Source organism: Bdellovibrio bacteriovorus str. Tiberius (genome assembly GCF_000317895.1).
GTDB classification, from domain to species: domain Bacteria; phylum Bdellovibrionota; class Bdellovibrionia; order Bdellovibrionales; family Bdellovibrionaceae; genus Bdellovibrio; species Bdellovibrio bacteriovorus_F.
This window is the reverse complement of sequence record NC_019567.1, coordinates 1,321,696-1,341,315: the sequence shown is the minus strand read 5'-3', so window position 1 is coordinate 1,341,315 and position 19,620 is coordinate 1,321,696. Positions and strand designations below refer to the sequence as shown.

Here is a 19,620-nt window from a genome sequence, read left to right as displayed (position 1 = left end):
CTTTAGAATGGCTTTCCGCCCTGCGGGGTTGTTTCTTCCTCTGAATGCGCATACCCTTTTCGTATGCCTCGTATAGTACTAGCCCTGACATTCTTCTCTGTGATTCTTGGTTGCGCGACCACCTCGCGTTTTGATTCCCGTATCGACAAGCGTCTGACTCCGCCATTGCCGAACTTTATGGCTAAATGGAGATCTGCTCCTGTTTCAGACCTGGAAAAACTGGAAGTTGGTTCCAACGAAAACAACATTCTGTGGTGGAAGACCTACACCGTTTCCATGGCCAAAAAAGAAAAACAGCCCCAACAGGCCTGCGCCGGCTTCACGCGCCTTTCTTTGATTCCGGAATTCCCCTTGCATGATCTGGCTTTGCTACGTGCCTACGAGTCCTGTGAACGCATTAACACCCTGGCAGAACTTCCCGCAAACGTGGCGCCGTGGTACCGCGAGCTTTATATCGACATCAAACTGAAACAGGCTTTGGCTTCCGAAGAACTTCAGGATGATCTGCCGGCGTACATTGAAAAAGCCCGCGCGGAAAGCAATAAAAAGAAAAAAGAAGAATACTACATGAAAGCCCTTTTGATCGCGCAAAAGCTCGAATTAAAAGAGGACATTCAAAGCATTCAGACACAATTATATAAAAACTCTCCGCGCCTGAACCCGCTGCCGGCTTACAAGGATCTCAGTGCAGTAGCTTCGGATTATCGTTTCCACCGTGAATTTGATCAGGCTCTTGCGACCTACAAAAAAATTCTAGCGTCCAAAGAAGCCACGGCAGACGAACAGTTTCAGGCTTTGAAAAACATCCGCCAAACCTACAAGGTGGCCCAGCGTCGCACAGAATACATCAACGCGACGGCGGATGTTGTAAACTGGTCCAAAACTCAGTTCCAGAAAAACAAAAAAGACCGCCGTTCGATTGCTCGCTTCCATGATTCTCAAGTGCTGTTTGCAAAAACCCTGTGGACGGAGGATCAAACATCGCGTGCGGTGAAAGTATTGAATGAAACTCACCGCCTGCTTCGTGGGTCCTACCCGATGGATGAGGTTTACTTCATCCTGGGCCGCATCGACGAAGAAAAAGGTGATTTCAAAAAAGCCCTGGAATATTTCGAAGCCAGCTATCAGCAGCCCGTCAGCTTTGCTGGATTACGCGACAAGATTGCGTGGCTGAAATCCTGGAACTACTACAAACTTTCCCAATGGCCTGAGGCCAAAAGCAGTCTTGAGCAAATGAAGGACCTGGTGAAGGATTCTTCCGACAAGGCGCGCGCCCGTTTCTGGCTGGCTCGAACGCTGAAGAAGCTTGATCAAGCCCCGGAAGCCCAAGTCGAACTGCAAACCCTGATCAAAGAAGATCCGCTGGGTTACTATGGTGTCTTGGCTTACCGCGAACTGGGTTGGGAATTCCCCCCACTAAAAGTGGATGTGAACGAGTTGCAGGGTTTAAGCCTGTTTTCGATTGAAGAACTGGATGTGCAAACACGCATGACAACCGAATGGCTGATTGCGGTGAACGAAAAGCCCTTTGCGGAAAAGATCCTGAACATCGCCGTGGATGATCTTAAAAAACGTAATGTCACTGCTGAAAAGACCTGGCTTGCGGTATCTTCAGGCTATGCCCGCTCAGGCCTTTACCTGCCTTTGTTCTCGGCCATAGGGGCCTTGGAACCGCAGGTGAAGGATCGTCTTTTGAACGACCACCCGGATCTGCTGTTCCCTCAAGCCTACGGCGATATCATAGCTACAGCTTCAAAGAAAAGTGGCGTGCCGCAGGAATTTATTTTCTCGATCATCCGCCAAGAATCCGCATTCAATCCGGAAGCACGCAGTCCTGTCGACGCTTTCGGTTTGATGCAGCTTCTGCCAAGCGTAGCCAAGCAACTGGCGAAACAAAACGGCCTGCCTTATGGAGAAGCTCTTGATCTGTACAAGCCTGAAATCAACGTCCCGCTGGGCGCTTTTGAATTAAAAAACCTTATGCGCAAATATAAGGATCAGTACATTCTGGCAGTGTCCGGCTACAACGCCAATGACAGTGCGATCCGCGGCTGGCTAAAAACCCGCTACCGTGATGATTCTGTCGAATTTATTGAAGAGGTCCCGTACGAAGAGACAAGGTCTTATATCAAACTGACGATGCGAAATTACGTCTTCTATCAAAGACTGCTTCATCAGGACAAAGGCTCGCTGTTCCCGGAAGAACTGCTGAAGCTTTCCAAATAGCTTAAAATAAAAAAGCCCCCCAACAAGGTGGCTTTTTTTTATTTAGATATCCAATCCCAAGCTCCGACAAAACAGCTTTCGGCGTTCCGGACTAAAAATGTATTTCAGTTCTATCAATGAACGAAATCGCTCATGAAATTGCATTCCCGTTACGATGAATCCCGCCTTTAATTTCGGAATCAGGACTGACGGATTGTTGGGGTGATGAATGCTTGTAATAACCTGAAACCCCTCCTCGCGAAGCTTATCAAGCGTGCATGTCAGGAGTTGAGAATAAAGACCCTTACCCCGGAAGGATGACAGCACCGCTGAATTTTGCATATAATAGGTTTCAGCATCAGTCGCGTGACCATAATGCCACCCCACGATACTTCCCTCAAAGAAAACAGCCAAGCGAAGTCTGTACCTCTGATCCGACTTGCGACGCTCATCTATTTTCACCTGCGCGTGGGGATCATCAAAAGGCACCGCACCCGAGTCATGCCTGTTCGAATAGACCGAAGCAAAGTGCTGATCCAAGCAGGCGTTTAGCTCCGCCGCAGAAACCTCTTTCACCGAAAAGCCATCCCCAAGGTCTTTTGAAAACATCTGTGCCGCCCGTCTTAGGATCGTAGATTGATAATTACTTAGCGATTGCAGAATGTGTTGGCCACAAGACCGGCTTGGGCTGCTGTGTATTCGGGATAGTCTGCGTAGATGGTATTAGTCAAATCCAACAGGTCGGAATTTTCATTCCATTTGTATTTCAGACTCTGATAGCTCAGCTCGCGCAGATCGTAACGCTTTTCCAGCGTCACCGCCCCGCCATTCAGCTCAGTCACTGTGACAACCAGTTCGTTGCCGACTTCGGAATCCACGGCGCCCGGCTCTATGGCCCAAGTGCCTTTAATCACGCAACTTGTGCCGACACCGGCCTGGTCAAACAAGGCCTCGGTTTGTTCAAAGTCGCCGTTGGCTTTCAGATCCATTTTAACGTAATGAAATTCGCTGCCGGTGTCAGTACCGGTTTCGGTTTGATTGTGGAAGGTGGCGTCTTCGCTCAGGCTTCCCAAATCCAATTCGCCCGATCCCACGGTCTGGTTGCACGAGATCAGGAACAAAGCGCTGAAGGTCAGAAACATTCTAAACTTTTTCATGTTCTTCTCTTCGGTTAAGGGCCTCCAGGCTTTAGTTTAAACCATTCCGGCAGTATCTATATAATGTATGCCTACACTGGCCCGACCGACTGTCTCAAGATGAGATCAAACCCTTTCGTGCTTATGCTAGCCCTTTAAATTCCGATAAGTGTTTGTGGAGAAAGGGGAATACTTCATGTTTTCTCGCAAGATGATTGTTGCAGCTGGCTGTTCCGGTTTGGTGTTTTTTGGTGGACTGGGTCTATACCTGTATTCCTCTGAAGAACATTCCCCTTCCCGTTCTCAAAGCTCCAAAAAAGACAGTACGCGTGCCTTGGAAAAATCCTTCATCACTTCCCAGACTGACAAAGTCATCGATGAACCCAGTGCTCTTTTCAACGACCCCGCAATCAGTCAGGCCTGGGGTTTGAAAAAATCCGATGCGGCCCGCGCGTGGTCCGTCACCAAAGGCAGTCGTGATATCGTGATTGCCGTGATCGACACCGGCATCGACATCAAACACGAAGACTTGGCCAGCAACCTTTGGCGCAACCCTGGCGAAACCGGCAAAGATTCCAAGGGCCGCGACAAAGCCACCAATGGCATCGACGATGACGGCAATGGCTTCGTCGATGACGTCTATGGCTGGAACTTTGTTTCCAACAATCCAAAACTGGATGACAACCACGGACACGGCACGCATATCGCCGGTATTATTGGTGCAGAAGCTGGAAACGGCAAAGGCATCACTGGTATTGCTCCGGAAGTCAGCCTGATGATTCTGAAATACTATGACCCAAAGGTTCCAGGCACAGACAACTTGAAAAACACTGTCGCCTCCATTCGCTATGCGGTGAAAATGGGCGCCCACATCATCAACTATTCCGGTGGTGGTACCGAATTTTCACAGGAAGAACATGATGCCATCGCCGAAGCCGAGAAAAAGGGCATCCTTTTTGTCGCGGCTGCGGGGAATGAAAGATCGAACTCGGATCAGCATCACTACTACCCGGCCGATTATAAACTGAGCAATATTATCTCGGTCACCGCGATTGACCCAAGCACGCAAGTCCTGGCGTCTTCCAACTATGGTGTCGAGACCGTGGATATCGCGGCTCCGGGCCAGAACATTCTGTCCTGTCTACCGGGGAACTCTTACGGTTATATGACCGGGACTTCCCAAGCCACGGCGTTTGTAACCGGTGCCGCCGCCCTGGTGATGGCCCACAAGCAGTCCTTTATGGCGGGCGATGTGAAAAAATACATCCTGGCAACAGGTGATGCCCAGTCTCAGCTGGCTTCCAAAACCCGCACCTCCCGTCAGTTGAATCTGTACAAAGCACTGACCATCTTGGATCAGGGTGTGGGCGCCACAGGTGTGATTGCCGTGAATACGGCGAATATGAAAAGTTTCAGTGGGGACCCTAACGACAAGAATTCCCGCGCGGCGGAAGACGGCGTTGACGCCACCGCCAAAGAGATGAGCCACTTTGGCCGGTCTCTGATCGATGCCATGGGCACCAAAGTTCGCCCAAGCAAACTCGGTACAAAACAAGAGAACGAAGGCTTCTAATACAAACCTTCCCATCTGTTAAAAAAGAAGAGCCGCAAAGGCTCTTTTTTTTATCCAAAAAAATAGGTCAAAACGAACTGCTCAACTAACGCACTCCGCCCTCGCTACGAGGGCGGAGTGCGTTGATCTTAAAACGGCAATAGAAAGAATTAAACACAAGCCAGCCCTTCTGCCGCTGTCTAGAATCTTGACAGACCTGTCGGTTTTTCCCAGGGGTCTTGCGCTGCTGGGAAAAGCCCCTACCTTGTGGCACACTCCCCGCCATTCGGGGGCATTCCATGAATAAATTTGTTATTTTAGCTGTTCTTCTTCTTTCCTCAGTCTCTGCCTTTGCGGACCTGGATGGAACTTTCGAAAAAATCCGCAATCAGGCCCGCCACTATCGTGACCCCGGTGCGGTTTGCGAAGAGGTCGCTCGTGCTGAGTTTTCTGAAAAATACCCTGCGCCCCAATACGAAGTGATCGTGGGAATTGCCTACAACCTGAAAGGTCGCACCGTGGGCGAACTGGACATGGTTTTGATGGATCACAATACGCAAAAAGTTGCGATGGTGGGCGAAGTAAAATGTTACAGCAACCTGAAGAACGGCCTGACCAAAGCCAAACAACAGCGCAAACGCTTCCTGACTCATTTGGGATCCGGCGCACCTTTGGAGTTCATCAACACTTCCACTGGTGAAAAGTACGCTTATGACAAATTCCAATATGTGCGTGATTTCATCTCTGTATCGCAAAAAGGCGGAAAGGCCGTGGGCTTTGATGTAGAGCTTGAGCACAACTTGGATGAAATGACCCAGTTGCGCGACAGAATCATCCACTGCCAAAAAGACAATCTCTGCCCTGTGCCGTAAAAGTCTCTCCTGCCTTGCATTTCAAGTCTGGATCGTGCCAGACTTGATTGCACAGGGGGAACTTTATGAAATCGGTATTTTCAGTATTCATTTTCTTGCTAGGTCTGTCTGCCCACGCCGAAGTCGGCTTCAAAAACGGAAATCAAAAAACAGCTGTTCTTGCTCAAGGCCGAATCGTCGTCCACTGCTTCGGCAATGGCTCCAATCCCGGAGGACCTTCTTATGGTTCCTTCGTCTGCCGCGAAGAGATTCTAACAGCCGGGGAATATGACTTCTTCGTTGGCCCTGCGGGAGTTAAAGGTGACTCGGTCACACTGACAGCCCTGCACCAGGATGGTTCTCAAAGAACTAAAACTGTTGATTACGACAGCGCCAAAGGCCAAAGCAAGAAATCCATCAATCTGTGGATCGCAACCTTACTACAACGCCCGCTTCTGGATCCGGGCACAAACACTGTCAGATACAAAATCACATCCAACGGCAAAGTGACAGCCTCTGGGGAATTCATCGCCGAAATCAAAGACGGCGGCACAAAAAACTGCTCCAGAAACGGCAGCTACACATCCAACATGCCGTCCGACTGCCAAAACGGCACATCAATGTGTCGCCGTTACTTCAACGAAAACAACTACTGCCTTTAATTAATTGATAAAGAAAAACTAAAAAGGCTCCCGATGGGAGCCTTTTGTTTTTTAATCCAAGAAATCGGATGCGGAAATCTTTCCCTTAATCATTACAATGAGGCCGGCCGCCATACACGCCAGCGCCACGCCCACCCCAATCAGGTTGCGGTGACCAAGATTGATCATGCCCAACAAAATCAAAAGTGCGCTCAGACCAAACGGACCCCAGTACATGTACTTGTTCCATTTTGGCTTCACGCCAGCATCTTTCGCCGTCGGCTTTTGGCTCAAACCCACCATCATCAAAGAATTGATACGCGCGATCATCTGATCGCACTGTGGATCCCCGCCTTGCGCGGTCTTTAGATCTTCGTACTTCAAAATAGCAAAGCGCAAAGCATCCAGCTCATGACAGGAACGGATGAACTCGTCATGAAGCTCTTCGTTGTCGAAGTTTTCAACCAGGTTCTTCCACTTGCGCACAAGGCTTGGCTGAGCTTTCAGGGAAGGGTCCTTTGGCAGGCCTTCCAGCTTTTCAAAGATCACATGGCAAGAGTAACACTCTTTCGCACGACGACCGTTCAAAGCCCCACACTTCGGGCAGCCCTTCATCTCTTGAGCACCCGGCTCCATCGCCATGTCATCTTGTCGCTTAGCAGCAAGAACGAGCTCGCTTTTCTCCAATTCTGGAGCGGATTCGACAGGTGATGCCTCTTCAGCTTCAAGAGAAACTGCAAAACAGATCACATTCGCCGGATCCTGAGGAGGATATTCGAAACTAAATCTGCCCTCGCAGGAAATGCACTGAAACAGCGGCGACTCCGTCTGGATGTCGTCGTTTTCAACCTCGTACAATTTCGCGCATGATGGGCATCTGATCTTCAATTTCACGTGGACTCACTCACTCTTTATGTTACTAATACCATGATGAAGAGATGGTTTCAATTTTTCAAGCATAAAGCCTACGATTTTCGTTGGGCGATTCTCTCCGGAATTCTCGTCGGCACAAGTTACATTCCGTTTCCTCCTTGGGCGTTGATCTTCTGCTACACGCCTCTGTGGATTTACGTGACCGAAGAATCCTCGTCGGTGAAGAAATCTTTCTGGGCCGGATGGATCACACAATTCATTCTGACCTTGATCGGCTTTCATTGGATTGCCTACACTGCGCATGAATTCGGTCAGCTTCCGTGGGCTGTGTCCTATCTGGCGCTGCTGCTTTTTTGTGCGTTTATGCATTTGTATATCCCGGTGGCCGTGGCCGCGGGAACCTGGCTGCGCCTCAGATTCAAGCTTTCCGGCGGACAGACGCTGTTTACGATCGCTCTTTTGCATGCACTTTTGGAGCGAACCTGGCCGGTGATCTTTGAGTGGCATCTTGGCTACACTCTGATCTGGTCGAAAATTCCGATATATCATCTGGCGGATCTGGTCGGCTTCCACGGGCTTTCCGCTGTGGTATTGCTTTTTAACGCCTGGATGGGTTACGTGTGGCTGAAACAAAGCTTTGTCAAAAAAGCCTTAAGTCACCTGTCACTGCTGGCGCTGACTTTTGCTGCTTTGGTGGGCTGGGGCTTCTGGCACGGCAAAGCCTGGAACAAGTTTGACGGCGAAACCAAGGCCACCGTGGTTCAGGCCAACATCGGCAATCTGGAAAAGATCTATGCGGAACAGGGCCGCGCCTATCAGGAAGTCATCACCCGCAAGTTCCTGGATCTGTCTTTTGCTGCTATGCAAAAGCACCCGCAAACCGACATCCTGATCTGGCCGGAAACGGCTTTCCCGGATTATCTGGATCAGCATCTTTTGGACCGCAAACACGCACAGATCCTGATTTCAGGGCTGCAGCCGCTGGGCCGTCCATTGATTACCGGCGCTTATTCCAAAGATCCCAAGGCCGATGAAAAACAAGACACGTCCACTTACAACGCCCTTTTCCTGGTGGATCCACTGGGTAACAATCTGGACAAACCTTACCGCAAGACCGAGCTTTTGGCGTTTGGCGAATATCTGCCACTGAGCGAGCAGTTCCCGTTCCTGCTGAAGCTTTTGCCGTTTGTTTCAAACTTCGGCCGCGGCCATGGCCCGGAAGTGATGAAGTGGGAAACTGCACAAGGTTCAATTCGTTGGGGTGGGCAGATCTGCTATGAAGGCCTTTACCCGTCCTTCACCCGCGGCCTTGCTGAAAAAGGCGCTGATATTCTGGTGAACGTGACCAACGACTCGTGGTTTGGAAAAACCTTTGAGCCGCAACAGCACCTGTACATGACTCTGGCTCGTGCGATTGAAGTGCGCCGTCCTTTGGTGCGTTCAACTAACACCGGGGTCAGCACCGCTGTTTTGGCAAACGGTGACGTTCTACAAAAATCACCACTCCATGAAGAATGGAGCGGACAGTTCGTGATAAAGTATCTTAAAAACGCTCCCCTTACTTTCTTTGTCCAATGGGGTCATTGGGACTGGATTGTTATTTTGCTTGTGCTGGGAGCAGTGATTGGCCGAGGAGCCCTTAATGCAAGATCTCGTCGTTCTTGACTGGATAGAAATTCTAGAAAAAATCAAATCCCACGCCACCAGTGACATGGGTCGTGAAGCCATCATGCAGACGGAGCCGCTAAAAACTCCGCAAGAGGCTCACGCAAGCTTTCAGGAAATCAACAACGCCACGGAAGTCTTAAACCAAGGCATCCGCCCGTTCATGACCAGTCTGGATCTTTATTCGACCTGGATTCTGCGCCTGAAAAAAAATGCGGTCCTAAAAACTTTGGAAATGAAAGACGTCAGAAGCTTCTGTTTGGAAGCGCTGGCTTTGAAAGAAGCCCTGCACCCGGTGCAAAACGACTGGGCCCAGCGCATTCACCAAAGCCTGATGAAGGCCGAGGAACCCGTATCCGCCATTGACCAGATTCTGACCCCAAGCGGAGACATCAGATCTGACGCCAGCGAAACCCTGTTCCGACTTTTCCGCGAAAAAGAACGTCTGGCGCGCGAAGTGCAAAGCACTTTGGATCGTCTGGTGAAAGATCATCAGATGGAAAACGTGCTTCAGGACAAGTACGTCACCACCCGCGACGGTCGCTGGGTTTTGCCGGTTCGAAGCGGCATGCAGCACCACCTGCCGGGCGTGATCCACGGGTCTTCACAAACCAAGCAGACCGTGTTCATTGAACCGGAAAAAGTAATCCCGTCCAACAACCGCCTGCGCCAGATCGAGGTGGAAATTGAAGACGAGATCGAAAGACTTTTGACGGAACTTTCCCGTTATCTGTCTTCCAAGTCTTTGGACATTGAAAGCTCGCAAGTGCTGATGAAAGACGCCGACGTGCGTTTTGCCCAAGCCCAGTTTGCCAATCAGGTGGAAGCCCACCCGATTGAGTTTTCTGATGACAGCATGGAGCTGATCGAAGTTCGCCATCCGCTGCTGCAACTGTCTGGCAAAAAAGTGATCGCCAATACGGTGCTGCTAGAAGGTCACAAAAGTATTTTGCTTTTAAGTGGTCCCAATGCCGGCGGTAAAACCGTGCTATTGAAATCCATCGGTCTGGCGGCGCAAATGGCCCGCTGTGGTCTGCCGATTTGTGCCAGCGAAACCTCCAAACTGCCGTTCTTTAAAAATGTTCTGATCGGCATCGGGGATGCGCAAAGTGTGGATGAAGAGCTTTCCACCTTTGCGGCACACTTGAAAATTTTAGGCAAAGCCGCGTCTGTCAAAGGCCGCGACAACCTGATTCTGATTGATGAGATCTGCGGATCCACCGATCCGGAAGAAGGCAGCGCCCTGGGACGCGCCTTCATCGAAGAGTTCTCTAACAACGACGTCTTTGCTGTGATCACGTCCCACTTGGGGCCGTTGAAATCCGGCTGGGACGAGCAAAGCCGTGTTTACAACGGAAGCCTGGAATACGACCCGAAAACCGGCCGTCCGACTTATTCATTCCTGGCGGGTATCCCCGGTGATTCCATGGCGATTCAGACCGCGAAACGCGTGGGCGTTGCACAGACCATCGTTCAGCGCGCTTTGGATGTGCTGGCTCCAGCCACGCGGGCGCGTCTGGAAGGTCTTGAACAGATCGAACAACTGAAGGCTGACATCAATCTTTTGCAGGACCACCTGAAAAAAGAAACCAAGAAAGCCACCGAGATGAGGCGCAAGTATGAAGGCATGCTTGAGCAATTCAACAAGGACAAGGACGAATGGTTGCAGCGCACGGTGAAAAAAGCCGAACGCAAAGTGGAAGAAGCCATTGCCCACGCCAAAGCCGATGAGACCTTCAAACGTCACACCGCTTTGCAGGAGATCAAATACAAACTGCCAGAGATCGTAAAAGCAAAACCGATCACGCAACCAGGCGCCCCGGAAACCGCCGAAGAATTTGGCAAGAAGTTCCCACCGGGATCCAAAGTGTATGTGCCGACCTTAAATCAGGACGGCATTATTCAGAGCACGCCAAATTCCAAGGGCGAGGTCATGATTTTGTCAGGCTCTGTGCGCTTGCAACTGCCATGGACTATCCTGAAGCCTGCGGGTAAACCGTCCAATCCGACGTCCCAGCTGATCCGTCAAAGTTCCAACATCACCGTGGCTTTGGCTGACGATGATCGCACGCTGGATCTGCGCGGTCGCACGGTCGAGGATGCCTTGCAGGAACTTGAATTGGCATTGGACAAAGCCGCTCAGGCCCGCGAAGATCGTATTAAGATCATCCACGGTCACGGCACCGAAGCCTTGAAGAAAGCTGTGCGCACGTACCTGTCCCGTTCCATTTACGTAAAAAAATGGAAGGCAGGTTCACCAGAAGGTGGCGGCGACGGCATCACGTGGGTTGAAATCGGCGAAGCATAAGGACCTTTTATGACATACGTGAATATGGTTTTGAATCACCCTTGGTTTAATCTGTTTGTGCTTTGGTCCCTGTTGGGACTGGGTGTGGGCGTGATTGCCAAGATCATCATCCCCGGCAGCGAAAACATGGGATGGATTCGGACAATTCTTTTGGGGCTGGCGGGATCTTTCATTGGGAACTTCCTGACGCCCAAGGTTTTTCACTGGCCCAAGTACAACGCCTTCAGTTGGGAAGGCATCGCCATCGGCATTGGTGGCGCCGTGATTCTGGTTCTGGTGAACCGGGTCGTCACAAGATCCTAGCCGATACGTCGGCTTTATTGACGCAACTTAAGCGCGCCCCTTAAAAGGCGCGCTTTTTTTTTATTTATTCAACAAAGTTAGGCTCTGGAACTGGTGGCGGAGTTTCACGCTTGGGATGACAGACCACTCCACACTTCACAAAACAGCCCCGGCCGGTGTTCCAGCAGTATTTCGCAATCGGCATCATGTCGGATGGGCAGCTAAGGCGATTGGCCTCAAAAATAGGCTCCACCACGAAGTTTTCTTGAGTTTCCTGAAGATTGACCACTTCCTCAGCAGCAAAAGACGTGGCACTTGACAAGGCCACCACTGCAAAGAGAGATAGAACGAATGCTTTCATATATTCTCCTGGGTTATGATTGATGTATGCGATCCGGGATCAGGCTAAAAGGAAGCACCTTGGACTTGCTATTGATTTCAGATCGGCGTGCCGGAAATCAGCGACAGAAAGAATGAATATGTTAATTGAAGACTACAACATCGCAAGCTGGATCATTTCAAAGACACTGGCGCTGTCTTACTTTGTCGCCTTTTTGTCTTTGCTGCCGCAGGTGTTGGGCCTTTATGGTTCACAAGGCATTTTGTCGATTGATCATCTTTTAAATCTTTTGGACAAAGAACTAAAAGCCGAACGCTTCTATCATGTTCCCAGTCTGTTCTGGTTTTCTTCTGGCGATCTGACTTTGAAATTTTTCTGCTTTGTCGGCATGACGGCGTCTTCACTGGCGTTTCTGGGGTTTTCCCAAAGCTTCATGTTTCTGACCTGTTTCATTTGTTATCTTTCTTTTGTCAGCTGCGGACAGATTTTTTTAAGTTACCAGTGGGACAGTCTGCTGCTGGAACTTGGTTTCCTGGGATTGTTCTTCGCTCCGTGGCAGTGGGAATGGATTCCGCTGGCGGCGCACAATCTGCACCCGATCATGCTGGGGCTGGTGATTTTCCTGTTGTTCAAACTGATGTTCTTGTCTGGCGTAGTGAAGCTTACACATAAGGATGGCAGCTGGAAGGATCTGACGGCTTTGACCTATCATTACTGGACACAGCCGCTGCCAACACCCGTGGCTTACTTCGCCCACAAGATGCCCCGCTGGTTCCAAAAAATGAGCACTGTGATCATGTTCTTTATCGAGCTAGCCTGCCCGTTCCTGATGTTGGTGCCCGGAAAGACCCAGATCGTCGCTGTCGGCCTTTTGTTGTTTCTGCAGTTTTTAATCATACTGACGGGCAACTATGGTTTCTTTAACCTGCTGACTTTGGGGCTGTGTCTGTCAGTACTGCCGGATTCTGAGTGGGGGTTCAGAATTAACTGGGTTGAAGCCACCACCCTGCCGACAGCAATAATGGTGATTCCGGCTCTGATCTTGGTTCCGTCATCGCTGTTCTGGATTTTAAAAACACTTTCTGAAAACAGCACGAAGCTAAACTTCATGCTTCCGTACATGCGCTTCTTTTACCCTTTCCGCATCAACAATCCTTATGGTTTGTTCGCCGTGATGACAAAGACCCGTCCGGAAGTGGTTCTGCAGGGAAGTAACGACGGACTTCACTGGGAAGACTATGAATTCCAGTTCAAACCTGGCGGCCTTAAAAAAGCCCCCCCGGTGTGTGCCCCACACCAGCCGCGCATGGACTGGCAGATGTGGTTTGCAGCTCTTGAAAATTTCAACGAAAACATGTGGCTGCAGAACCTCGCAACCCGCGTATTTGAACAATCCCCCGACGTGATGGCCTTGTTCAGCAAGGATCCCTTCAAAGGAACCTCACCAAGATACCTGCGTTTTGAACGATACGAATACCGCTTCAGCGAATTCAAAGACCTGCGCCAAAATGGCCAGTGGTGGGAACGCGTTCACTCAGGATCCTACGGCCCCGTATTTGGCAGGGATGATGGAACCGGCGAACCTGCTTAGGGACCGTAACTCTGAATTAAATTGAGATTTGTGCGCGCAAAGTGACACGCGTTGCGCGGCACCCCCTTAGAAGTTTGACGTTTCACTCTGGGAACGTTTCAGCATGAGAATGATGGAATCTGCAACCACCTGAAATCAGGTGGTTTTTTATTTTGTCTCAGTCTGACCTATGGCACCGCTGTTGCTTTATAGATTGGCATCAGGGGGCTTTATGAAAAATGCGAAACAAATCTTCACAACTCTTCTTACACTCGGTGCACTGTCCATGTTGACAGCTTGCGGATCCAGCCAGCAGGTAGCAGGCTCTACGGATTCTTCCAGCCGCACACCGGTAACAGATATTGGTTCTGCATCTTCTAAAGCTTTGGCTTATTGCAATCAGGCTTCGGGCAACGACATCATCGGTAAAATGAAGGTCTTCGTTGATTCCAGCAACTATGTTCGCATGGAATACGTTTACCTTCGCCTGACTTCACTGCCAGCGACTTTCAAAACTGGTGGCTCTTATATCTCTTTGTGGAAATGGCTGGCGAACCCATCCGGTTACACAAACCTGGACACTTCCGCTTTGAACTTCGCTTTGATGAACCCGGCTAACGGTCAATACCTGACTGGCTGGAAGACGACTTTGAAATGGTCTGATGTTGTGACTGTTGCTTCCGGCATGGGCTACACCGATCCACAGACTTTCTTCAACAATGTAAACATCCTGGTTGATCTGAAAGATCCAAATGGTGAATACGATGCTTTGAAGATCTCTAACTACGATGCTTCCACCAACAAAGCGATCAACACAGTTGACGGTCTGTTGCCACTGTTCTCTGCAAACCCAGCAGACTACGCTAACGACGGCGGCTCTACCCGCGCCGGTGTTCTGCAGAAGCTGCACCCGTTCTATGGCAAGTCTGGTCAGTTCACAACTTCCCAGTTCCAGTCCATGGCAAACAACTACTGCTTCTAATTAGACCCCACCCCCAAACGCAAAAAAGCCACTCTTCCCCCAGAGTGGCTTTTTTCGTTTTTAAAAACGGCAATTTTAACGGTTGGTCAAAAAGGTTCAGATGCAAGGCGGAGGTGGGTCCTCGCAGCGCAGGCGTGCTCCTGCACGTCGAAGCGAGAAGCCCCGCCGACAACGCAGTCAGATGGGCCTTTTTCACCGACCGTCAGTGGGCGGATTCCTGGCTGACTTCTTCGGCCTGTAGGTTTTCGCCTTGGCGGTAGCGGTCGGCCAGCGTCTTGTCGGTCGTTGGGAACGAGAACAGCAATGAATGAACATTGGAGTCTTCGTCTTCCTGAGTGACCGCGATATAGATCAAATCCTTGGTGGTTTCGTGATCCGGGAATTCGCGGATGAAGCTGACCAGGATGTTTCCATCCAGATCGTTCTTGCGCCAGATTTCATCCGCGCTTTCGATGGTTTCTTCACGAAGCTCAGCGAAGTCCTTGAAATTTTCCTGCGGAATGTCTTTTTCGCCACGCACTTTCAGCATGGCGGAGTAAAGACCCATGGCCAAAGGATCTCCCTCGCCCATCGCATCGCCTTCGACGGATCCAGCGGAAACTTCTTCAAAGGTTTTATCGTAAACCATTTCACCGCGCTGATAGTTCTGCCACACGCGGCTGTCTTTGGATGGGAAATGGATGAACACGAATGAAGGGTACTCGTCTTCACTGGATACGTAAGCTACAGCGACATATTTGAAGGCATCTACACCTTCTTCGAAACTTTTAATGAAGTGATAGATGGCAAAATCTTCGAAAGTCTTGTCATCCATCCAAACTTCATCTGGTTCGTCCAATGTGGACTCCAAATAATGCTCGCGTTCAATTTGCTCTTCGTCAGTGAAATCCTCGGCCGAACGCAGAGCAATATACTCTTCTTCCAGCTTATCGATGGCGCTTTGGAAATAGCCAAACAGGTCTTTTTCATTCTCAAAAATCAGTCCAGCAGCCTCATCAACCAAGATGAGTTCTTTTTCAGAGGAGGTGCTTGGTTTCTTCTTTGCGCGGGTCTTTGTTTTCGCCATTCGTTTCGTATCCTTCACCTTTTTATTATTGAGACAATCCGTTCTGCCAACAACTAGAAAAAAGACACTCTCGACGGCCCCTGTCATAGAAGCATTTTTGGTCTTGCAACTGTGGACAATATTCCTCACCATTCAACTTAAGACGTCAGCAGGAGGCGCTCTTGGTCAACATAGAAGAAACAAGTCTGGAACGAATGGAAGCTTTGCTGTCTCATTCCGCCATGGGTGTTCATGTTCTTTTTGACAACAAGTCTATCGCCACGGTCCTTAAGGAAGTGGCAGACGATAAGGACTTCTACAGCTTTGATAAGATGAAGAAGGTCCAGGATGTCATGACAGAGCTGATTGCCAAGAAAACCTACTTCGAAAAAATGGCCTATTTGCAGGCACTGGATCAGGATTCCTACCAGATGCTGGTCAGGGCCTACTTCCACATCGTGGAAAACACGGTCCGCGCCAATCACGAACACGCACACTAACGAAAACGGGAACTAAAAATTCCCGTTTTTTCGTTTAAAGTTTGCACACTTTCCCCGACTTGCTTCGGCCAATTTGGGATCTTCGATATTTCGTCTAAAGCTTAGAGTATTAATTCGACATCACCGCGCTTATTTAATGCGATGTGCCGACAGAGTGCTATTCTGAAGAGGTCGGATTTGGTGTCTTTCAAGATTCCCACCGCAAAGCCGATAGGAAGAACTGTGAAATATCGGATCTTCTTATCGGCTTTCTTATTTGTTCTGCTGCCGGCCTTTGCACAGGCCGAGTACCGGGTCTTTGTTCTGAAGATCACAAAAAGATCCGCCAACCCTCAGGCACAACAACCCGAGACGCAAGACTTCCGTCTAGTCGAAAGCACCCTGGATCACGTCCAATACCGCTATTACTATCCGGTGGCCGCCGATGAAGAGGTCACTTACATCGATACTTGGCGCTGTTATGGGCGCACCAGTGATTTCCAGCCCCACTGCCCCAACCCGAAAGGCCAGATTCCTGCCGAGCCCAACCCGGCACCTTAAAACCTGTGTGTCGATTTGATACACTGATTTCATGTCGTCAATTGACAATTCCACGAGAAAAGCCCAGCAAGCGGATTTGAGTGAACTTCAAGCCGATCACGCGCGCAAAAAAAAGCAGCTCGTGAAAGAGAATGAAGCCCAGCTTGCTGATCTTAAAGACTACTACAACGACAAGAAGTCCGGTCTGCAAGAACAAAACAACGCCGCTATCAATCACATTCGCAAAAGCCAGCAAGAGGCCGCCGCCGAAGCCGTGGAAGACCGCCAGCGCCTGACTGATAAATACAATTCCAAAACCCAGGCACTGGCAAAGAGCTATGACGACAAACTGAACTCCACCCGCAACAAGCGCACCGAACAGATTGCCCAGGCTCAGACCGATTCCCGTCAGAAAGTGGCCAGCATTGAAAAAGATGCCAGCGAACGCGTGGAATACATCCGCACCAAAAGTGCTGATGACATCAAAGGCGCCAAAGAAAAATACAACCAGGACATGTCCCAGCTGAATGAATTCAGCGACCGCCGCCTGGAGCAGCAGCGCACCCAGAACGATGCCAGCCTGAAAAACGAAGTGGATCGTGGCCGCAACGTGCAAGAGCGCGTGCGCACCCGCAATGAAAAAGAATACGGCGAACTGCGTGCGCGCGGTGAAAAGGCTCTGGTTGTTGAAAATGAAAAGCAGCAAAAACAACTGGCTCGTCAGGACAGTGATTATGCCAAACGCTATGACCAGCAGCAGACCCAATGGGAATCCCGCGAAGGGAATCTGAACAAGCAGTACTCTTCCCGTCTGCAACACCAGAAAGTCGCTTACGAAAACGCTCTGGACAACCAGAACGACCGCTTCCAAAGCACTTACCAGCACACGGAAGATGCCAACCGCGAATCCTTGAACATTCAAAAGCAACGCTATGTGCGTGAACTGGCTGAAACCCGCAAAGACTTTGTGAAGGCCGCCAGCAAGTATTCGACAAAAGAAGCTGACCCGTTCTACAAGGTTGAAGACCGTGGCAGTCAGATGAAGGAAAATCCTGATTTCTATATTCTGCGCGCCTTTGTGCCAGAGCATGAAAAGGATTCCGTAAAGGTCACGATTCAGAATGATCGCGCGACCGTTTCAGGTCAGCGTTCTTTCAAGGACAAGATTGAAGAAGATAACAAAAGTGTCAGCAGCTCTAACTTCCAGACATTCCGGGAAGAGTTTGCTTTCGACAAGCCCGTCATCACCGAGGGCATGACCCGCCAGCGCGATGGTGACTGGGTTGTCTATCACATCCCTAAAGGGATCCCGACCCGCTTTCAACGTAAGGCTTAACAATCGTTTGCGCCGCCAGCAGATTTTCCAGGAAATAAGCCGACAACTGATGACGTCCTTCCACTGAAGCTTTTTTATAAAGGCTCAGTGCTTGTTGACGAGTTGTCGTTTCAGAAGTGCCCCTTCTGTCCGCGATTTCACGCAGGCTGAGGCCAAGAAGAATCAAACCACCGACTTCACATTCAGTTTTGGTAAGTCCCCATTTATCGAAATGAGTTTTGAAGTAAGCTTGAAATTCTTCAGGATGTTGTTTCATATCCGAAATTTAATCGGAATTTGTTTAAACTGTCATCATACAGAAGTACGCAGTACGAAATTATATTTTCTTCTCCCCGGGGTGGAGAGAAGGAATCAGCTGGAACGGGTGTTCCTTAGACTTTCATCAAATAACGAACTTCACGCATCACAAACGCAAGACGTGTTTGCAGATCCTGAAGCATTTCAAGATTGGCGTGCAACTGAGTCAAAGCATCGACTTCAACAACCGGTTTATCCGCCATTTCATGGTAAGCCTTGTGAGCCACAGGAGAGAAGGATTCAACAACAGACTCAGTCACCACAGCTTCAACTTGTGCGTTTTTATCCAATGTGATCACTCTCATCTTGTTCTCCTTCACCTGCGTTCTCAGGCGCGAAATCAAAGTCTAGTTAGCTTCTTTCAATTCCAACAACTTAAATAAACTTACATGGACATTTTACACTGCTCGGCGCTAGTACTCGCACTGCAGGGCTGACGAATCCACCTCAGCCAGATTCACCCGATCATCACCACTGGACAGATAGGTCGCCATCACAGAACCCGCGCCGTCCTTGTGTTTCAGGCCCAGGACGTGTCCCATCTCGTGAAGCACCAGGGCTTCAATATTGACCTCGCCAGATGACTTTCGTGCTGGGTTTACAGCCGTCGTCAGACGTTGATTATTCCAATAGAAATTAAAGTCATAGCCGTTCAAACGAATGTCGGCTTCCTTGATCAGGTCCCCGATCCAGTAAACACTTGTCCGGCCCTGTTCCGAAGCGCGGTTGCTTTCCCATGCATCCATCAAATAGATGATGTTCTGTCCGTCTTTGTGGGGAACAATCGGTCCGCTATAGCGCGGGTATTGAATGATATTGATAAGTTTACGTCCGGCGGTGCGTTCCCAGGTTTCTGCTGCACGCATGATCGCTGGCACCATTGAATCCGGAATAGAGGTATGCAGTTGCATCGTCACTGGAGCATCGCTTTTCCAGGAGATTCGTTCGCCATACACGTTTTGCACGAAACCACAGTCTTCCTGGGATTTCGGCGCACAGGCTTGTACTACTAATGCTATTGATAGGACCAATGCGGTCCCAAGCCACTTCCACATGCGAGCGACCTCCTCTGCCTTGATCTATTACAAGGAAAGGGCCACCTTGGCCGGCACCGAAGAATCACCCTAAGCCGCTGCTTTTATTGACCTATTCAATGGAGTCAGGAATCAGCCTTAAAACCACCCAACGCCAAGGAAAAGCCGTCAGGTTTAGCGACAGGTCCTTGGATTTAGCCTAAGTGCTTGATTTTATATGCAGTTTTCTCTGTAAAAGCTTTGAACACCCCTTCGCCGCAAAGTGTGGTGCAAAAGGATCCCAAACAAACTGGCCCGCCGATTGCTTTAGTAGGAAGTATGTCTCAAATAGAGACAATCGGACCCCACCCCAATCGGGGAAACCTTAGTGGTCCACACAACACATCCCACATCCTACCTTCCCTGGTGGTGAGCTGAAGAAAAGCTCCTCCCGCCAGCCGCGCGCGCGACGTTCAATCCTTGGAAAAAGACCGCATCTTTGATA

At 49.9% G+C, this 19,620-nt stretch carries 20 protein-coding genes; 12 read left to right on the top strand and 8 right to left on the bottom strand.

Annotated elements, in window-relative coordinates; translation table 11 throughout:
• The first annotated feature begins 63 nt into the window (after window positions 1–63).
• On the top strand, window positions 64–2,226 hold the full coding sequence (locus tag BDT_RS06420) for a lytic transglycosylase domain-containing protein (protein WP_148278742.1): 2,163 nt from the start codon (window positions 64–66) through the stop codon (window positions 2,224–2,226).
• A gap of 42 nt (window positions 2,227–2,268) precedes the next feature.
• On the opposite strand, the gene BDT_RS18965 is transcribed toward BDT_RS06420, so the two are convergent.
• Both BDT_RS18965 and BDT_RS06410 read right to left on the bottom strand, forming a co-directional pair.
• On the bottom strand, window positions 2,269–2,814 hold the full coding sequence (locus BDT_RS18965) for a GNAT family N-acetyltransferase (RefSeq protein WP_051026279.1): 546 nt from the start codon (window positions 2,812–2,814) through the stop codon (window positions 2,269–2,271).
• A 38-nt stretch (window positions 2,815–2,852) separates the two neighbouring features.
• The gene (locus BDT_RS06410) at window positions 2,853–3,362 is read right to left on the bottom strand and encodes a hypothetical protein (RefSeq protein WP_015090429.1); all 510 of its coding nucleotides are present in this window, start codon (window positions 3,360–3,362) and stop codon (window positions 2,853–2,855) included.
• Window positions 3,363–3,537: 175 nt separating this feature from the next.
• Here BDT_RS06410 and BDT_RS06405 point away from each other — a divergent pair, with 175 nt between their 5' ends.
• The 3 genes from BDT_RS06405 (at window position 3,538) to BDT_RS06395 (ending at window position 6,406) form a co-directional block, all read left to right on the top strand.
• Entirely contained in the window at window positions 3,538–4,914 is a 1,377-nt protein-coding gene (locus BDT_RS06405; RefSeq protein WP_235046284.1) for a S8 family peptidase, read from the top strand.
• Between the two features lie 278 nt (window positions 4,915–5,192).
• Window positions 5,193–5,765: a hypothetical protein gene (locus BDT_RS06400; protein ID WP_015090427.1), complete on the top strand. Its 573-nt coding sequence runs from the start codon at window positions 5,193–5,195 to the stop codon at window positions 5,763–5,765.
• Between the two features lie 65 nt (window positions 5,766–5,830).
• Window positions 5,831–6,406 carry a hypothetical protein gene (locus BDT_RS06395; RefSeq protein WP_041577269.1) on the top strand — a complete coding sequence of 192 codons (576 nt, stop codon included), beginning with the start codon at window positions 5,831–5,833 and terminating at the stop codon, window positions 6,404–6,406.
• 51 nt (window positions 6,407–6,457) lie between these two features.
• Here the strand turns inward: BDT_RS06395 and BDT_RS06390 are convergent, their stop codons facing one another.
• Window positions 6,458–7,279: a hypothetical protein gene (locus BDT_RS06390; protein WP_041577267.1), complete on the bottom strand. Its 822-nt coding sequence runs from the start codon at window positions 7,277–7,279 to the stop codon at window positions 6,458–6,460.
• Window positions 7,280–7,312: 33 nt separating this feature from the next.
• Between BDT_RS06390 and lnt the strand changes: the two genes are divergently transcribed.
• From lnt to BDT_RS06375, 3 genes are read left to right on the top strand one after another with little or no spacing between them, the layout of a single operon-like run.
• Window positions 7,313–8,923, top strand: a complete 1,611-nt coding sequence (gene lnt, locus BDT_RS06385) for an apolipoprotein N-acyltransferase (RefSeq protein ID WP_235046283.1) — start codon at window positions 7,313–7,315, stop codon at window positions 8,921–8,923.
• Window positions 8,901–11,231 carry an endonuclease MutS2 gene (locus BDT_RS06380; protein ID WP_015090423.1) on the top strand — a complete coding sequence of 777 codons (2,331 nt, stop codon included), beginning with the start codon at window positions 8,901–8,903 and terminating at the stop codon, window positions 11,229–11,231. Before lnt ends, BDT_RS06380 begins: the two co-directional genes overlap by 23 nt.
• A gap of 9 nt (window positions 11,232–11,240) precedes the next feature.
• Window positions 11,241–11,534, top strand: a complete 294-nt coding sequence (locus tag BDT_RS06375; protein WP_051026278.1) for a GlsB/YeaQ/YmgE family stress response membrane protein — start codon at window positions 11,241–11,243, stop codon at window positions 11,532–11,534.
• Window positions 11,535–11,598: 64 nt separating this feature from the next.
• Here BDT_RS06375 and BDT_RS06370 read toward each other — a convergent pair whose 3' ends face one another.
• A complete protein-coding gene (locus tag BDT_RS06370; protein ID WP_041577263.1) occupies window positions 11,599–11,874 on the bottom strand; it encodes a hypothetical protein in 276 nt (91 codons plus the stop codon).
• 112 nt (window positions 11,875–11,986) lie between these two features.
• Between BDT_RS06370 and BDT_RS06365 the strand changes: the two genes are divergently transcribed.
• Window positions 11,987–13,444, top strand: coding sequence for a lipase maturation factor family protein (locus BDT_RS06365; RefSeq protein WP_015090420.1), 1,458 nt, complete (start codon window positions 11,987–11,989; stop codon window positions 13,442–13,444).
• A 211-nt stretch (window positions 13,445–13,655) separates the two neighbouring features.
• Window positions 13,656–14,405: a hypothetical protein gene (locus BDT_RS06360; protein ID WP_148278740.1), complete on the top strand. Its 750-nt coding sequence runs from the start codon at window positions 13,656–13,658 to the stop codon at window positions 14,403–14,405.
• 202 nt (window positions 14,406–14,607) lie between these two features.
• On the opposite strand, the gene BDT_RS06355 is transcribed toward BDT_RS06360, so the two are convergent.
• Entirely contained in the window at window positions 14,608–15,471 is an 864-nt protein-coding gene (locus BDT_RS06355) for a PBECR2 nuclease fold domain-containing protein (protein WP_015090418.1), read from the bottom strand.
• Window positions 15,472–15,632: 161 nt separating this feature from the next.
• On the opposite strand from BDT_RS06355, the gene BDT_RS06350 reads away from it, so the two are divergent.
• The 3 genes from BDT_RS06350 (at window position 15,633) to BDT_RS06340 (ending at window position 17,805) form a co-directional block, all read left to right on the top strand.
• Window positions 15,633–15,950 carry a hypothetical protein gene (locus BDT_RS06350; protein ID WP_148278738.1) on the top strand — a complete coding sequence of 106 codons (318 nt, stop codon included), beginning with the start codon at window positions 15,633–15,635 and terminating at the stop codon, window positions 15,948–15,950.
• 222 nt (window positions 15,951–16,172) lie between these two features.
• Entirely contained in the window at window positions 16,173–16,490 is a 318-nt protein-coding gene (locus BDT_RS06345; RefSeq protein ID WP_015090416.1) for a hypothetical protein, read from the top strand.
• 76 nt (window positions 16,491–16,566) lie between these two features.
• Window positions 16,567–17,805, top strand: a complete 1,239-nt coding sequence (locus tag BDT_RS06340) for an Hsp20/alpha crystallin family protein (RefSeq protein WP_235046282.1) — start codon at window positions 16,567–16,569, stop codon at window positions 17,803–17,805.
• On the opposite strand, the gene BDT_RS06335 is transcribed toward BDT_RS06340, so the two are convergent.
• The 3 genes from BDT_RS06335 to BDT_RS06325 form a co-directional block, all read right to left on the bottom strand.
• Window positions 17,768–18,061, bottom strand: coding sequence for a helix-turn-helix transcriptional regulator (locus BDT_RS06335; RefSeq protein WP_015090414.1), 294 nt, complete (start codon window positions 18,059–18,061; stop codon window positions 17,768–17,770). The genes BDT_RS06340 and BDT_RS06335 overlap by 38 nt on opposite strands.
• A 115-nt stretch (window positions 18,062–18,176) precedes the next feature.
• On the bottom strand, window positions 18,177–18,407 hold the full coding sequence (locus BDT_RS06330; RefSeq protein WP_041577259.1) for a hypothetical protein: 231 nt from the start codon (window positions 18,405–18,407) through the stop codon (window positions 18,177–18,179).
• Between the two features lie 108 nt (window positions 18,408–18,515).
• Complete coding sequence (locus tag BDT_RS06325) at window positions 18,516–19,157, bottom strand: matrixin family metalloprotease (RefSeq protein WP_041577257.1); 642 nt, start codon at window positions 19,155–19,157, stop codon at window positions 18,516–18,518.
• Window positions 19,158–19,620: the final 463 nt, after the last annotated feature.

What these genes read in the sequence shown, in the direction of transcription:
- BDT_RS06420 (WP_148278742.1), top strand. Translation starts at nt 64, where the DNA reads ATGCCTCGTATAGTACTAGCCCTGACATTCTTCTCTGTGATTCTTGGT.
- BDT_RS18965 (WP_051026279.1), bottom strand. Translation starts at nt 2,814, where the DNA reads ATGTTTTCAAAAGACCTTGGGGATGGCTTTTCGGTGAAAGAGGTTTCT.
- BDT_RS06410 (WP_015090429.1), bottom strand. Translation starts at nt 3,362, where the DNA reads ATGAAAAAGTTTAGAATGTTTCTGACCTTCAGCGCTTTGTTCCTGATC.
- BDT_RS06405 (WP_235046284.1), top strand. Translation starts at nt 3,538, where the DNA reads ATGTTTTCTCGCAAGATGATTGTTGCAGCTGGCTGTTCCGGTTTGGTG.
- BDT_RS06400 (WP_015090427.1), top strand. Translation starts at nt 5,193, where the DNA reads ATGAATAAATTTGTTATTTTAGCTGTTCTTCTTCTTTCCTCAGTCTCT.
- BDT_RS06395 (WP_041577269.1), top strand. Translation starts at nt 5,831, where the DNA reads ATGAAATCGGTATTTTCAGTATTCATTTTCTTGCTAGGTCTGTCTGCC.
- lnt (WP_235046283.1), top strand. Translation starts at nt 7,313, where the DNA reads ATGATGAAGAGATGGTTTCAATTTTTCAAGCATAAAGCCTACGATTTT.
- BDT_RS06380 (WP_015090423.1), top strand. Translation starts at nt 8,901, where the DNA reads ATGCAAGATCTCGTCGTTCTTGACTGGATAGAAATTCTAGAAAAAATC.
- BDT_RS06375 (WP_051026278.1), top strand. Translation starts at nt 11,241, where the DNA reads ATGACATACGTGAATATGGTTTTGAATCACCCTTGGTTTAATCTGTTT.
- BDT_RS06370 (WP_041577263.1), bottom strand. Translation starts at nt 11,874, where the DNA reads ATGAAAGCATTCGTTCTATCTCTCTTTGCAGTGGTGGCCTTGTCAAGT.
- BDT_RS06365 (WP_015090420.1), top strand. Translation starts at nt 11,987, where the DNA reads ATGAATATGTTAATTGAAGACTACAACATCGCAAGCTGGATCATTTCA.
- BDT_RS06360 (WP_148278740.1), top strand. Translation starts at nt 13,656, where the DNA reads ATGAAAAATGCGAAACAAATCTTCACAACTCTTCTTACACTCGGTGCA.
- BDT_RS06355 (WP_015090418.1), bottom strand. Translation starts at nt 15,471, where the DNA reads ATGGCGAAAACAAAGACCCGCGCAAAGAAGAAACCAAGCACCTCCTCT.
- BDT_RS06335 (WP_015090414.1), bottom strand. Translation starts at nt 18,061, where the DNA reads ATGAAACAACATCCTGAAGAATTTCAAGCTTACTTCAAAACTCATTTC.
- BDT_RS06330 (WP_041577259.1), bottom strand. Translation starts at nt 18,407, where the DNA reads ATGAGAGTGATCACATTGGATAAAAACGCACAAGTTGAAGCTGTGGTG.
- BDT_RS06325 (WP_041577257.1), bottom strand. Translation starts at nt 19,157, where the DNA reads ATGTGGAAGTGGCTTGGGACCGCATTGGTCCTATCAATAGCATTAGTA.